The sequence below is a fragment of the Nocardia sp. NPDC046763 genome, assembly GCF_040645495.1.
Classification (GTDB): Bacteria; Actinomycetota; Actinomycetes; order Mycobacteriales; family Mycobacteriaceae; genus Nocardia.
Genome location: NZ_JBEYYI010000011.1, coordinates 13,381 through 28,131 on the forward strand (window position 1 = coordinate 13,381; position 14,751 = coordinate 28,131).

A 14,751-nucleotide genomic window follows, 5' to 3' on the forward strand; every position below is an offset into this window, starting at 1 on the left:
TGACCGGCTATCGGCAGGTGCAGGAATCTGCTCACGAACCGGAACCTGAGCCCGAACCCGACGCGGAGCCCGAGGCCGACCCCGACGCGGACCCGGTGCCGGCCGGGCTGTCGGGCACCGTCGCACCCTTCGATCCGGGCCGGTTGATGTACACCGTCACCGGTGTCGAGGCGTTCGCCTCCACGGTCACCACTCGCGCGCCGGCGGGTGAGGTCACCGTGCCGCCGTCGACCCGAACCTGATAACCGTTGGGGTAGTGGAGATCCGAGATGTAGATCTCGGTCGGCTTACCGGTGGCACGCGGGGTGTAGCGGTAGGCGAAGTCGCCGGTGGCGGCGTCGAAGATCATCCGACCCGGGGTGCCCGAGGTGGCCTGCGGGTAGGTGCGCACCAACTGGTTGCCGATGTCGCCGGCGAACGGATCGGTCCCCGCGGCGTACTGCCAGTACTGCCAGCCGATGAACCGGTCGTCGGCGTTGATCAGCGTATTGCTCAGCACGGTGGCGTCGCCGTCGCCGAATTCGGTGACCAGCGTGGGGATTTCAGTGCGGCGGGTGAAGGCGTCGATATTGCCCCAGGTCTTGCCCTGCTGCAGCGGGCACAGGCCGCGCAGGAACGTGGGCAGGCCGTTGTAGATGGCCATCTGACTGGGAATGCAGTAGTCGTGCGGGGCGAAGGCGATGCCGGGCGCGCTGATCGGCGGATTCTTGCCCAGATTGGTGGGCATGGTCTCGTTCCAGGTGACATTGGGTTCCCACAGCACCGTGAGGTCACCGTTGCGGCCGCGGACCGCATCGGTCAGCTTCTGCATGGCCGCTTGATATTTGACGTCGAAGCCCGAACAGCCGTTGGGAAAACAGGACAGGAATGCCGACCCTGGCCAGGGCTCGTTCAGCAGTTCGATGCCGAGCGCGCCGGAATGGCCGTTCATCTTGTCCGCGAGCGCGCCGAGCGCCTGCCCGAGATAGTCGAGGACACCGTAGGTGTTGTTCCAGACCTCATCCCAGCCCGCATTCATGCTGGGCATCAGGTAGAACAGGGGAAAGCCGAGGTTGGGTTCACCGGCCCCGGGTCGGGAGTGGATGGCCCATTCGGGGAAACCATTGCCGCCCCAGACCTTCGAGAGCCCGTCCTGGTGATTGTCGAGTACGGTGTGGATTCCGTACTGCGCCAAGGTATCCACGACGCCGGCGACTCGATCCAGATACGCGGTGTCGACAAGGCCTCGAGTGGGCATGAGCCCGTCGAAGTTGACGCCGAGCCGCACGGTGTTGAATCCGTGCCGGGACAGCAGCTCCGCGTCCTGGGCCGTGAGAACGGTTCCCGGCGCGAAGTAGGGCGGTTCCTTGCCGACGCTGTTGACGCCGTGCAGCAGGACGACCCGTCCGTACTGGTCGACGAAGCGGGAACCGTCGACATGCAACGGCGAGACGGTATCGGCCACGGCCGTGGCGGGAAGGACCGATGCGGCCAGCGCACACCCAATCGCTACCGCCGCCGCGGCCACCGATCGGGTCACCCACCTGATCCGGCGTGTGCTGTGGGCGATTGTCGTGTTCATGTTCTCCTGCTTCTGGATCGCGCTCCGGCGGTGGGTCGCGCTCAGGCTGGTGGGGTCGGCACCGCCGGTCCGGAGCTCGAGGCGGTCCCGGGCGGTGCCGATTTTCGCGGTAGCCCCACGTCATTGGGGGGCGGCGAGCCGGTTGGGCAGCTCGCGTTCGTGGGCCCGGCCTCGGGCTACTCCGTACCGAGCGCGGCGGCGAGCAGGGGCCAGGAGTTGTGCAGGTCGTCCTGCCAGTAGGCCCAGGTGTGGGTTCCGGTGGGCCGGAAGTCGACCTGGGCGGGGATGTTCAGTGCGCTCAGACGATCGGCGAGCTGGTGAGTGCACGAGTTGGTAGCGGCCTCGATCATGCCGCCGAGCACCATCTGATCCGCCTTGGTGACGATCTGGTCGGGCGTGGGCTGACCGTTGATCGCCTCGGCCCGGCCGGGCAGACCGGTGCCGCTGGAGAGGTAGATCGCCTTGCCACGCAGGCTGTCCGCGTTGAGGATCGCGTCGTGGGCCCGCCAGGCCGGATCGTCGTCGGGGCCCCACATGTTCTTGGGGTCCGCGTCACCGCGGGCCAGCACCAACCGGATGTAGGCACGGCCGGCGGGGTCCGAGGTGGAGGCGCAGCCGCTGTACGCCGCAACCGCGGAATACACCGTGGGTGCGGCGGCGGCGAGGTCCAGTGCCGAGGTGGCCGACATGGATACGCCCGCAATCGCATTGACGCCGGAGGTGTGCAGGGTCGCGTCGATGATCGGCGGCAGTTCCCGGGTCAGGAACGTCTCCCAGCGATTGCGTCCCAGTTTCGGATCGTCCTGCTGCCAGTCGGTGTAATAGGAGAATTCGCCGCCGACCGGAGTCACCACATTCACGTTCTTGTTCCAGAAGAACGGCACGATATCGGTCCGGCTGTACCAGTTGGTGATATCGGTGCCACCGCTCGCGCCGTTCAGCAGATACAGCGTCGGGCGTGGCGCGCTCGAATCGGATGCCGTGAGCACCTGCAACGGGATTGTGCGTTGCATGGCGGCCGAATACACATAGAACATCTCCTGCCGCTGTCCCGCGCGATCGATGTGATCCAGATGTGCGGCGACATCGGCGTGCGAAGCCTGTAGTGCACTCGGTGCGACATAAAGCAGGGCTGCGGCGACGACGCACGACGTGATGAGCGACGCAATGGTCCGCCTGGGCGACACGACTGACTCCTCGGAACGGTGGTGAGAAGGGTCCTGGGCCGCGGCGGCCGCGCACACGCCGCGGTCCAGGAGTATCGGACCGGCTGGTCAGCTGCCCATCAGGCGCTTGATCACATTGGCGATGGTGTCGGTGACCGAGCCGGTGGAGCTGAGCTGGTTCTGCGAGGAGCCCAAGCCGCCCTGGTCGAGGCTGCCCAGCAGGGCCTCACCGGGATTCGCGCCGCGAGCGGTGAAGCACACGCCCATGCCCGGCTGGTCGGAGCCCGAGCCGACGGTGCCGCCGACGCTGATGCCGCCGCTGAGAATCTGCTGGCCGTCGGTGACGGAGCTCGGCACCTTGTAGGTGAACTCGGCGGTGACCGGGTTGCCCGAATTGACGAACCACCCGGTGCTGCTGACCCGCCAGCCACCGTTGTTCGGCTCCGGAGTCACGTCGGCGGGCTGCTCACCCTGCCCGAAGTGATACGCGGTGACAGTGGCCTTGACCGGCTTGTCGAAGCCCGGCGGCGGATAGTCGGTGATCGAGTTGACGTACGGATTGCCGATACTGGTGGTTCCGACCACGACCTTGTAGGTGACCAGCGTGCCGGCGGCGGCGGTCGCGGCTTCGACGGTCTTGTCGTAGGTGTGGGTGATCCAGAAGCTGCTGATGCCCGGGTTGTAATCGACATGCTGAGTCTGGACGCACGATGAGGACGGGGGTGTCGGATCCGCGGTGGCGGTCGCGGTGCCGAGGGCGATACCCGCTCCCGACATCGCCAATGCGGCCGCGGCAATTCCGGCAGCCAATTTGGGGGTGTTACGCATGATTCCTTCCAGCAGTTCCGGCGGAACGCGGAACTGATTAGCAGTGAGCCGGTGTGGAATTCGAGCCTTCGCTCACGCCGAGAAACGCTAGAGCACAACGGAAGAGAACTTAAATCTGATTTTGCGGTTCATTCACAACGCGTCCTTGTCAATCGTTCGAGAACTACTGTTTCCGCTCGACCCCGGTGAGCCACTAGGTTTTCCGTGCACGCACCCGGACCCAGCTCCAGCAGCTCGGCACGGAGCGCCCTGAGAAATCTTCGCGATTTCGCTCCACGGAAAGGTTCGACATGCTACTGCGAGGCCGAGTTCTGGCCCCCGCCGCCGCGGCGGCACTCTTGTTCGCCGGTATCGCAGCGCAGCAGGCGCCGAATGCGGCGGCGGAACCGGGCGGCTGGACCCTACCTCAGCTCACGGTCTCGAACGGCGCCATCACCGATGTCACCGGACGCACGGTGCTGCTGCGCGGCGCGAATGTCAACCAGCTCAACGACTATGCGCAGAACGATCCTGCGCTGCCGACCGTGCAACCGCTGGACCGCACCGATTTCGCGCAGATGGCGGCGCTCGGCTTCAATGTGGTGCGGCTGAATCTGGCGTGGTCAGCGCTCGAACCTACTCCCGGGGCGTTCGACCAGACCTACCTGGCCCGCATCCACACCGCCGTCGACGACGCCAAGTCGAACGGCATCTACACGGTGCTCGACATGCACCAGGACGCCTGGGGCAAGGCCGTGGGCACACCCAAGGGACAAGGTTGCCCCATTTTCATGAAACCCGGCATCGGCTGGGACGGCGCGCCCGCCTGGGCGACGCTCACCGACGGCTGGACCACCTGCAACTTCGGCGGCGTCCGCGAATCCGCACCCGCAGTGGCGCGTGCATTCCAGAACTTCTACGACGACACCCAGGGCATTCAGGGCCATCTGGTCAACACCTGGGCGAAGCTGGCCGCGGAGTTCAAGGACGAGCCCGCCATCGCCGGCTACGACCTGATCAACGAGCCCAATCCCGGTCTGCGCGACCCGTTCTCGGCGGCGGACCAGCTCGGCAAGTACTACCAGCGGGTGATCGCGGCCATCCGGCAGGCCGAGCGCGGCAGCCTGCCGCACCTGGCGATCTTCGAGCCCAGCGCGATCTGGTCGGCCATCGGCATCGACGCCACACCGCCGGCGCACTACATCACTGATCCGCTGGCGGTGTTCTCGCCGCATCTGTACAGCGAGTCCATCAATATTGTCAACGCCTTCCCGTCGATCGAGCTGGGCTTCAAGCTGGCGCTCGATACCGCCGCGAAGTACAAGGTGCCGGTGTGGAGCGGCGAGTGGGGCTGGTTCGGCGATCCGGACTCCGACTCGCCCAAGGTGGATCGGTTCGTGGACCAGTTGAACGCCAACCGTGTCGGCGGCGCGTGGTGGGCCTGGAAGGGGGCCTGCGGTGACCCGCATGTGATTCGCGACGGCAACACCAACAAGCCGACCGGCAATCTCAACCGCGTCGCCTGCCCGTCGAACGCTTCGCTCGGTCAGCCCGCCGGATATACCCGGCCACTGTCCCGCGCCTATCCCCGTGCCGTTCCCGGCAGCCTGGCGTCGGTCACCGCGAATGGGTTCGCCGGATCCGGCACCGGACGTCTCGAGGCGTGGTACCCGGGCTCGCAACGACCGAATGTGCAGTCCACCAATGTTTCCGACCTCACCCTGACCCAGGTGGACGGCGGCTGGCAGCTGATCGGGAACACCGTCGGCGCCTATTCCATCAAGCAGTCCTGACGGACTCGAATTCTCTTCTCCCCCACAGTAAGCAGGTCCCCCATGTCTTCACGCAGAACCCTCCGGGCCGACACCGCGGCGGTGGCGCTCACCGGAATGATCGCGCTCGGCGCGGTACTGAGCGCGTCCCCGGCCACCGCGGCGCCCACCGATATCGCCTCCGGATCCGCGTCCGGCTCAGGAGGTTTCGGTTCGTCCGGCTCCTCCGACTCCGGCTCCTCGGGGGCGAACGATCCGGTGTCGACCCTGCCCGCGCCGACCACGACCGCCATCAAACTCGACGGCGCCACCAACTTCCGCGATATCGGCGGCTACCGCACCACCGACGGACACACCGTGCGTACGGGCGTGGCCTTCCGATCCAACCGCCTCGCCGGGCTCACCGACACCGACCTGATCAAGCTGAGCGCCGCCACCGTGACGCTGGACGTCGACCTGCGCAGTGGCTCCGAGCGCAGCAGCGCGCCCGATCGCGTGCCGACGGGCGCGCAATACAAGGTCGCCGACGTGATCAGCTTCGACAGCGGCATCTCCTTCCATGAACTCCCACCGATCACCCTGGGACGCGCGGTCATCGACGGCCTGATCAACGGGTCGTCGGACATGGTCCAGTCGATTGACTATCCGTTCATGGTCAACTTCCACGGCTCGGATGTCGCCTTCGGCACCCTGCTCCGCTCGATAGCCGGAAATACCGGCGGCGCAACGGTTTACCACTGCACCTCCGGCAAGGACCGAACCGGCTGGGCCACCGCGGTGCTGCTCACCCTGCTCGGTGTGCCGCGCGATGTGGTCAATGCCGATTACCTGGCAAGCAATGCCGAGCTCGGCGACCCGAAGGCGGTCCAATTGTCCTGGCTGGAAGCGGCTTTCAACGAGGTCGACCGGCTCTACGGCAGCGTCGACAAGTACGTGCGTGACGGACTCGGCCTGGACCAGGCCACGATCGACGCGCTGCGCGCGAAGCTCCTGGCCTGATATTCGCGACGTATCTACATGAATTCTTTGTAGAAAATCCGAAAATTGTGATTTCTCTTGCATCCCAGCAACTTCTAGCATTTCCGGCGTGAGCGAAATCGCTCACGGTCGAGTGCAATTCGAGATGACACAAGGGAAATCGCAATGGGACGACGAGCAATGAAACACACTGCTGCGGGTGCCGCCGCCGTAATCGGAGTCGGGGCGTTGGCCCTGTTCGGGGCCGGCGGCGCCAGTGCCGATCCCGGCTCGGTTACCTTCAATGACGGCGGCACCCAATTCACCCGCACGGTCAGCAACGTCACGCCCGCGGTGGGTGACACCATCACCGTCGATACGGCGTTCTATCGCCTCCAGGCCGGGGATCAAACGTACTGGTGGTTCAAGGACTACCACCCCGATTGCCTCACCTATGTTCCCGGTACGGCCAAGCTGACCGACGCTGCCGGCGCCCATCAGTCCGAGCCCTATCTCGAGATCAAGCCCACTTTCATCGCGGCCGACTTCGTCGCGGCCGGATTGCAGGTCGTCGGCAAGGTCGGTCCCGGGAATACCGCGCCTGTCTTCAGCGCGCAATACAAGGTCGGCGCGTGCGCCACCGGTACCAGCCTGACCACCGGGATGGGGTACAACACGAACATGGGCGGCATAAACGCCCAGCTCTCCACCAAGGGCCCATCGATCACCGTCGGCGGGACGCCCGGCGGCGGCGCCGACTCCGGCAGTAGCAGCCTGACTTCGCTGCTCGGCGGTCTCGGCTCGAGCAAGTAGTACCCGGACCGCCGAATGCGATGGCGGTCAACGCAAACATCTGCGGTCCGCGATCTCCTCGTTCAAAGCGTAGGAGATCGCGGCCGCTTCATGTTCGGCCCAGACGCCGAAGTCGGGGTATTTGAGGTCGATTCCAGCCATGCAGTCCCAGCAGGCGCTCGCACCGCCGGCCGGCTCGCCCGGGAACAACATCACGATGAATCGCTGTGCCACAGTGGTTTTCCCGACCAGCACCCGGCGATACCCGTCGGGCACGACGAGCGCGCCCGACGCCTCGGTCCGGAAATACGCCTCGGCGATCGCCGAATCCCGACGCCATTTCTCACCCGCGGCGAGATCACCGATGCCGAAGAGTTGGATCGTCCCGAACCGGGACCATCCGTTGCAAACCAACAGGAATTCACGGAACTCGGCATCGAAGCGCACGCCCAGCCGTCGCTCGGCCGCCGTGATCGCGGCCTCGGAGGCGGGCGGATTGGGCGGCATGGACAGCCCCGGCTCGCCGAAGCGCAGCGCGGCCCCGTATTGCACTTCGTAAAGCGCGCCTACCAAGGCGCTCCAATTCGTCATCGTTTCCTGTCGCCGGGGACGATTTCGATCGGGAAAGATGTCGACACCGCTGGCCGTCCCCGGCTCCTCGCTACGGTTGCCAGCGATGCCGACATTGCCTCAGCACCACGTGAGGCGGGTACGAGCCCGGAGGGAAGCGGGGCTCGCACGTTTTTCGCGGCTGCCGGATCGGAATCAGAGACGGATACTTTCTGTTCCGGTCACGACGAACGCCGCTGAAAACGCTAGGGCACCGGACAGGCGAAGAGAAATCACAGTTCGCGGACTGTTCACAACTCCAGATTGTCAATCATGAAGACTGTTCCGGCAAAAGGTTCTACCCGGAACGTTCGTCAACCTAGACTGCGCTCCATGGAAGTCCACACCCGTCAGTTGCAATACTTCATCGCAGTAGCGGAGGAGCTGAGTTTTACTCGTGCGGCGCAGCGATTGCATGTCTCGCAACAGGGATTGAGCACCCAGATCAAACAGCTCGAGCACGCGATGGACGTGGTGTTGTTCTCCCGGACCACCCGCAACGTCGAATTGACCGCTGCCGGCGCGGTGTTCCTGCAGGATATCCGCGGCGCGCTGACCGGCCTGGACGTCGCGGTCGAGCGGGCCCGCTCGGTGCATCGCGGCGAGCAGGACCGACTGGTCCTGGGCGCGCTGGAGGGCGCGGCGCTGACCCTGACCGAGCCGATCCTCTCCACCTTCCGCCAGCGCCATCCGGGCATCACCGTCGAGTTGCGCCAGTTCACCTACGAGGATCCGTCGGCCGGTCTGGCCACCGGATCGGTGGACGTCGCCTTCGCCCGCCGCCCGTTCGTCGACGACGGCGTCCAGTTCGAGACATTGTTCGCCGAACCGCTGATGGTGATGCTGCCGACGAACCATCGGCTGGCGGAGCGCACCGAGGTCTTCGCGCACGAGCTGCTCGATGAGCCGCTGCTCGGGGCCGCTACCACCGATCCGGTATGGAATGCGTTCTGGGAGTTGAGCGCCCACCGCGGCGGGGTCCCCGCGCGGGTGGTGTCACGCTCGAATTCACTCCTCGAGGAGCTGCACAAGGTCGCGACGGGCGTCGGCGTCGTCCTCACGGTGGCCTGCGCCCGGTGGATTCCTTTTCCAGGGGTGCGCATGCTCCCCATCGCCGACGTCCCGCCCAATGAGGTGGCCGTCGGCTGGCGCGGCGCGCAGGAATCCGCGCTGGTCCGTTCCTTCGTCGAGGTCGCCCGCTGCATCCGTGACACCCATCCGGACCTGGTCACACAGCTGCAGGAACCCGACTTCACGGATTGCACCGTGCCGCCCCACCTCTGATTGACAACCTGCACCTGTCAATCATCTGAAAAGGGTGATTTCTCCGTAGTTCCGTTGTGAACTAACGTTTCTCAGGATCGATGAGAAATGGAGTCGCCCGTGGCACCACCGAAGAAGTACCCGGACGCGCTGCGGGCGCACGCGATCCGACTTTACCGAGAATCGGATCCCAAACCGACTTTTCGACGAATGGCAGCGGATCTCGGTGTCCATCACGAGGCGCTGCGATTGTGGATTCGCCACGCGGAGCACATGGAAGGCCGCGCCGAGAACGCAACCGGCGCGGCCGAGGAGAGCCTTTACACGGCAATGGCCAAGGAGAACAAGAAACTCCGCAGGCGGGTGGCCGAACTCGAACGGATAATAGCGGTATTGCGCGCGACCCGCCCCCTTGCCACAGTGGAATTCGGCCGAATCCTGCCGTGACGAACAACAATTCGCCGTTGTCAATCGATCGGGAACAGTGATTTCTCTTCGAACTCCTTGTGCCATAACGTTTTCGACGAGCGCACAAGCACTCCGAACAATTACGGATCGAAGGAGAAAACAATGGCTTCCCTGGGCAACCCCGCGCTGGACACCATCCTCGCGGCGCTGAAGAACCTGCTGAGCACCGGCTCGTCCGCGCCCCACAAGACCAACTGACCCGTTCCGGAGGCGGGTTCCGGTTCCGAACTGCGACCGGACCGGACCCGCCGTCGGATGTTCCAGGAGGTGGTCAATCGGATCGCCGTGTTGGTGGCGCTGTGACTCATCGCAGTGCCGCCCTGTCGGTTCCGCCCGGAATTCAAGGTTCCCCGCGCCGCGTTCAAGGACGCCTACGCCGATTGACATACCCGCCAACTTCAAATACCGTCAGTATTTGAGTTCTGGGGGTATCCAACAAGGAGGTTGGGATGGGCGCGGCGCGGCGGCCTCGCATCGTGATCATCGGGGCCGGAGTATCCGGCATTGCGAGTGCGATCACGTTGCAGCGCAATGGGTTCCATGACTTCGTGATCCTGGAGAAGGGGTCCGATATCGGCGGGGTGTGGCATTGGAACCACTACCCCGGACTGACCTGTGACGTGCCCTCTCAGCTGTACCAATTCGGGTTCGCGCCGAAGCCGGACTGGTCGCACATCTTCGCGCCCGGGCCCGAGATCCAGCGGTATCTCGTCGATGTGGCCGAGCAGTACGGGCTGCGGCCGTATCTGCGGCCGAATTCCGAGGTGGTGGCGGCGACCTTCACCGGATCCGGGTGGCTTGTCGAGACCGGCGACGGGAGCCGGTACGAGGCCGACTTCGTCATCGCGGCCACCGGCGTGCTGCATCATCCGGCGGTGCCGGATCTGCCCGGACTATCCGAGTTCACCGGCGAGGTGCTGCACACCGCACGCTGGGACGACAGCGTGGCGACCGCCGGGCGGCGGATCGCGGTCATCGGGACGGGTTCGACCGGCGTGCAGGTGGTTTCGGCGCTGCAACCGGAGGCCGAGCACGTCACGCACTTCGTGCGCAGCCCGCAGTGGGTGATCTGGGCTCCGATGCAGATCCCGCAGCCCGCGATCGTCGGCGCGATGCTGAACCGGCTGCCGCAGGTGAATCGCGCGCTCTACCGGGCAGGCATGACGGGGGCCAAGCTGTTCACCGACGTGGTGACCCGGCCGAGCTGGCGGCGACGGGCGGTCCAGGAGTACGCCCGGCTGAGCTTGCGCGCGCAGATCTTCCAGCCGGAGCTGCGCGAACAGCTCACGCCCGACTACGAGCCGCTGTGCAAGCGGCAGGTGTTGTCCGGCACCTACTATCGCGCTCTGCGCGCCCGCAACGCCGAGCTGGTCACCACGGCCATCGAGGAGGTGACCCCGACCGGTATCCGTACCGCCGACGGCCGCCACCGCGAGCTCGACCTGATCGTCCTCGCCACTGGCTTCCGCGCCCACGACTACATGCGGCCGATGAATCTGACCGGCCGCGACGACATCTCGATCGACGACGCCTGGGCGAAGGGCCCGCGCGCCTACCGGATGACCGCGATTCCCGGCTTCCCCAACTTCTTCACGGTCCTGGGCCCCCACTCCCCCACCGGTTCCATTCCACTGCACCATGCCGCCGAGGTGACGGCCCGCTACATCACCCGGTGGATCCAGCGCTGGAGCGCAGGCGAATTCGACACCGTCGAGGTCACCGCGGACGCCACCGACCGGTTCGAGACCGAGGTCTCCGCGGCCATGGGCCCCACGGTCTGGAACACCGGCTGCAACTCCTGGTACTTCACCGAGGGCGGCAGCATCGACCTGCTGCCGTTCGACCGCGCCACCATGGAATCCATGCTGTCCGAGCCCGACCCCGCCGACTTCCATCTGCAAACCATCTCATGACCTGGTAGAAGTAAAATTATCGATCCTTAGCAAATTTTCAGCTACTATCGGGTGGTTGTCTTTCCTGCGAGTTCGGCTACCAGGGCGGAGATGCGCCATGATCGGACAGCGCTCGTTTCGAAGACCTACGCACGTTCTTGCTCTCGCGGTTGGAATTACGGCCTTGACCTGCGGGCCGGCCGCCACCGCACTCGCCGCCGGGTGGCACGACTGGGATGCCGTCGTCCAGTGCGAGGCGGGCGGGGATTGGGGGGCCAATACCGGCAACGGCTACTACGGTGGCCTGCAATTCACCCAGGGCACCTGGAATGCGTACGGCGGCAGGGGGAATCCCGCCGACGCCAGTCGCGAGGAGCAGATCCGCATCGCGGAACAAATCCTCGCCCACCAGGGCCCAGGCGCATGGCCCAGCTGCGGGGCCTATCTCTGAGGCCACTGCTCCCACTCCGAGGCCACTGCTCCTCGAAGTTCACGACCTAGAGCGACACGCAAGCAATTCGGTCACGGTTGCCTGTGAGTTGTCTTAGGCGTAGGTCGAACTCATGCCTCGCCACCCGGGTGGTCGGCACAATTACCTGGCGGCTGTTGATCATCCGCAGGAAATTGCGGCAAACCACACATAGTTGACGTCCCGGGCAGGCGTGCATCTGTTGCCCGCCATGGTTTTCCGGCTAGCACCGAGCCTGGAGGGCACATGCGCAGAGTGAGATCCGTACGGGCGACGGATGCCAGCTTCTCGCGAGGCACATTTCTGTGTGGCGCACTGGGAATCGCCTTGGCCGGGTGGGGATTCACCGGCCTGTCCGATGCCGATCCCGTCTCGATCGCCTCCGGACCCGGTGCGGCCAAACCGAATTGGAGCAGGCTGGAGCGGCTCGTCCGCGGCCGCGTCGTCCGGGTCGGCGATACCGGCTACGAGACGGCCAAGCAGGTCTTCAACACCCGCTTCGACAGCGAGACACCCAGCGCCGTGGTGCAGGTCGCGTCTACCGCCGATGTCGTCTCCGCCATGAGTTTCGCGGCCGAATACCGCCTGCCCGTGGCCGCTCGGTCCGGCGGGCACTCCTATGCGGGGGTGTCGACGACGACCGGCGCGATGATCATCGACGTCCGGCAGCTCACCGGCGTGAGTGTCGATGCGGGACAGGCCGTTGTGGGGCCGGGTCACACTCTGTACGACGTCTACAGCGAGCTCGACCGGTCGGATCTGACCATCCCGACCGGTATGTGCCCGGACGTCGGCATCAGCGGACTCGCCCTCGGCGGCGGCCTCGGCTTCGAATCCCGTGCCTACGGTGTCACCTGCGACCGGCTCGCCGGGGCGACGCTCGTGCTGCCCGACGGCACCATCGCCGAAGTCTCGGAGACCTCCCGCCCGGATCTGCTCTGGGCGCTGCGCGGCGGCGGCCCGCTGTTCGGCGTGGTCACCTCGCTGACCTTCGACACCTGTCCCGCGACATCGAAAGACCTGGTGCGCCTGACCTTTCCCGGCGAAAGCGCGGCGCAGGTGATCGCCGGCTGGTCCACCTGGCTGCAGTCCGCGGACCGCTCCCAGTGGGCCGATGTGAGCGTCGACGCCGACGGCAACGGCAGCCTGGACTGCTGGATGCAGCTGGTCTGCCCGGCCGGGTCCGGCGGGCAGGCCGCGGCCGCGCTGACGGATGCGATCGGTCTGCAACCGTCGACCATCGACACCCAGACCCTCGATCACATGGACACCATCATGTATCTGGCGGGCGGCAGCCCCACCTCACCGCGGGCGAGTTTCACCAACGGTTCCGACGTCGTCTCCGAGCTCACCCCTGACGCCATCGCCCGCATCATCGAAGCACTGACGATCTTCTCGCGCGCGGGCGGCACCGGCTGGGTGCAGATCAACACCCTCGACGGCGCGATCCGTGATACCGCGCCCACCGCCACCGCCTTCCCCTGGCGCAACCACGCCGCCCTCGTCGAATGGGGTGCCTACCAACCGATCCCGCACGACACCGCCCAGGCCTGGGTCACCGCCGCCCACCAGCTCTTCGCACCGGTCTCGGTGGGCGCCTATGCCAACTACCTCGAACCCGGCGATCCCCTCAGCCGCTACTACGGACAGAACTACCCGCGCCTGGCCGCGCTGCGCCGAACCATCGACCCCGGCAACCGAATCCATACCGTGCTGACCGTCTGACCCGGCTCGGGCGACGCCGCATCAGCTCAGCAGGGTGCGGGCGTACCAGTCCTTGGTATCGGTGACGCCGGGGAGGACGAAGAAGTAGCCGCCGCCGAAGGGCTGGACGTAATCGGTCAAAGGCTCTCCGGCCAAACGGGTCTGGATGGCCTCGAACTGGCGCTGGATGTCCTGCTGGAAGCAGGTGAAGATGTGCCCGGTGGCGAGATTGCCGTTCGGGTCGACCCCGAGGTCGTAGTTGTAGGAGCGGCGCAGCAGCTGCTGGCCGGCGGTGTCGGGGGTGCGGGGATTGGCCAGGCGGATGTGGGCGGTGGCGGGGGTGACGGTGGCGTCGGGATCGGCGGCGTAGTTGGGTACGTCGAATTCCTTGGTGCCGTCCAGGGGTGCGCCGGATTCGCGGCGGCGGCCGAACATGTTCTCCTGCTCCGCGATCGAGACGCGGTCCCAGAACTCCACCAGCATGCGGATGAGGCGGACCACCTGGTAGGTGCCGCCCCGAGTCCACGCCGGCTCCTGCGGGCTGTCGGCCCAGATCAGGGCGGCGGCGTCGGAGCCGGTCGGGTTGGCGGTGCCGTCCTTGAAGCCGAGCAGATTGCGGCCGGTGCCGGACGGCCGCGGCGGGGAGTTGTAACCCTGTATCTTCCAGCGCAATTGGATCCCGCCGCGGGTGTGGCGGGTGAGATCGCGGATGGCGTGGTGAATGGTGTCCTGGTTGTGGGCGCACAGCTGCAGCAGCAGATCACCGTGCATCCAGACCGCTTCCGGGGAGTCGTCGGGGAAGATCCGCATCGGCGTCAGGTGCGCGGGCTTCTGGGACGCCAGCCCGTAGCGCTGGTCGAACAGGCTCGCACCGACACCGGTGGTGACGGTCAGCCCGTCGGCCGGAATGTCGGGGCCGAGGACGGCGCTGTCGGCGGGCGGGTGACTCGGGCCCAGATCCGGCGGCGGGCCACCGGCGGTGAGAACGCGGGCGCGTTCGGTGAGCGTCCGCATCAGGTCGGCGAGTTCGGCGCGGTTGGCGGCGGTCACGTCGAACGCGGCGAAGCAGGAGGCGTTCTGGCGATCGGCCGGAGCCGGGGTGAGAATGCCCGCCTGATGTGCGCCGTGGAACGGGTAGGCCGGTGTGGTCGTGGCCTGCCCGGCCGCGGCGGCATCCACGCGGGCGCCCTCGGCGAGAACGCCGGCGGTCAGGGCGGTTCCGGCGGCGCCCGCGGCGGCGCCGGAGAGGAAGCGGCGGCGGCTGACAGTCATGGTGATGGCCTCGGTCCTT

At 66.2% G+C, this 14,751-nt stretch carries 13 protein-coding genes; 8 read left to right on the plus strand and 5 right to left on the minus strand.

The features are described 5' to 3' along the window. Positions 1–31: 31 nt before the first annotated feature. The 3 genes from ABZ909_RS19295 to ABZ909_RS19305 all read right to left on the minus strand — a co-directional run bounded on the left by ABZ909_RS19295 (position 32) and on the right by ABZ909_RS19305 (position 3,555). Positions 32–1,561, minus strand: coding sequence for a cellulase family glycosylhydrolase (locus ABZ909_RS19295; RefSeq protein ID WP_357001250.1), 1,530 nt, complete (start codon positions 1,559–1,561; stop codon positions 32–34). 176 nt (positions 1,562–1,737) lie between these two features. Next, entirely contained in the window at positions 1,738–2,691 is a 954-nt protein-coding gene (locus ABZ909_RS19300; RefSeq protein WP_357001764.1) for an alpha/beta hydrolase family protein, read from the minus strand. A 144-nt stretch (positions 2,692–2,835) separates the two neighbouring features. Then, the gene (locus ABZ909_RS19305; protein WP_357001253.1) at positions 2,836–3,555 is read right to left on the minus strand and encodes a hypothetical protein; all 720 of its coding nucleotides are present in this window, start codon (positions 3,553–3,555) and stop codon (positions 2,836–2,838) included. 290 nt (positions 3,556–3,845) lie between these two features. Here ABZ909_RS19305 and ABZ909_RS19310 point away from each other — a divergent pair, with 290 nt between their 5' ends. The 3 genes from ABZ909_RS19310 (at position 3,846) to ABZ909_RS19320 (ending at position 7,076) form a co-directional block, all read left to right on the plus strand. Further along, positions 3,846–5,327 (plus strand): cellulase family glycosylhydrolase, encoded by a 1,482-nt coding sequence (locus tag ABZ909_RS19310; RefSeq protein ID WP_357001255.1) that lies wholly within the window; start codon positions 3,846–3,848, stop codon positions 5,325–5,327. Positions 5,328–5,369: 42 nt separating this feature from the next. After that, complete coding sequence (locus ABZ909_RS19315) at positions 5,370–6,305, plus strand: tyrosine-protein phosphatase (protein WP_357001258.1); 936 nt, start codon at positions 5,370–5,372, stop codon at positions 6,303–6,305. 159 nt (positions 6,306–6,464) lie between these two features. Continuing rightward, positions 6,465–7,076 carry a hypothetical protein gene (locus ABZ909_RS19320; protein WP_357001260.1) on the plus strand — a complete coding sequence of 204 codons (612 nt, stop codon included), beginning with the start codon at positions 6,465–6,467 and terminating at the stop codon, positions 7,074–7,076. 27 nt (positions 7,077–7,103) lie between these two features. On the opposite strand, the gene ABZ909_RS19325 is transcribed toward ABZ909_RS19320, so the two are convergent. Further along, the gene (locus ABZ909_RS19325) at positions 7,104–7,646 is read right to left on the minus strand and encodes an SMI1/KNR4 family protein (protein WP_357001263.1); all 543 of its coding nucleotides are present in this window, start codon (positions 7,644–7,646) and stop codon (positions 7,104–7,106) included. 351 nt (positions 7,647–7,997) lie between these two features. Here ABZ909_RS19325 and ABZ909_RS19330 point away from each other — a divergent pair, with 351 nt between their 5' ends. From ABZ909_RS19330 to ABZ909_RS19350, 5 genes are all read left to right on the plus strand, one after another. Continuing rightward, on the plus strand, positions 7,998–8,948 hold the full coding sequence (locus tag ABZ909_RS19330) for a LysR substrate-binding domain-containing protein (RefSeq protein WP_357001266.1): 951 nt from the start codon (positions 7,998–8,000) through the stop codon (positions 8,946–8,948). A gap of 87 nt (positions 8,949–9,035) precedes the next feature. Continuing rightward, entirely contained in the window at positions 9,036–9,374 is a 339-nt protein-coding gene (locus ABZ909_RS19335) for a transposase (RefSeq protein WP_357001268.1), read from the plus strand. Between the two features lie 470 nt (positions 9,375–9,844). After that, complete coding sequence (locus ABZ909_RS19340; protein ID WP_357001270.1) at positions 9,845–11,308, plus strand: NAD(P)/FAD-dependent oxidoreductase; 1,464 nt, start codon at positions 9,845–9,847, stop codon at positions 11,306–11,308. A 97-nt stretch (positions 11,309–11,405) separates the two neighbouring features. After that, a complete protein-coding gene (locus ABZ909_RS19345) occupies positions 11,406–11,738 on the plus strand; it encodes a transglycosylase family protein (protein WP_357001273.1) in 333 nt (110 codons plus the stop codon). Positions 11,739–12,083: 345 nt separating this feature from the next. Then, positions 12,084–13,481 carry an FAD-binding oxidoreductase gene (locus ABZ909_RS19350; RefSeq protein ID WP_357001276.1) on the plus strand — a complete coding sequence of 466 codons (1,398 nt, stop codon included), beginning with the start codon at positions 12,084–12,086 and terminating at the stop codon, positions 13,479–13,481. Positions 13,482–13,502: 21 nt separating this feature from the next. Here ABZ909_RS19350 and efeB read toward each other — a convergent pair whose 3' ends face one another. Continuing rightward, positions 13,503–14,732, minus strand: a complete 1,230-nt coding sequence (gene efeB / locus ABZ909_RS19355; protein WP_357001279.1) for an iron uptake transporter deferrochelatase/peroxidase subunit — start codon at positions 14,730–14,732, stop codon at positions 13,503–13,505. Positions 14,733–14,751: the final 19 nt, after the last annotated feature.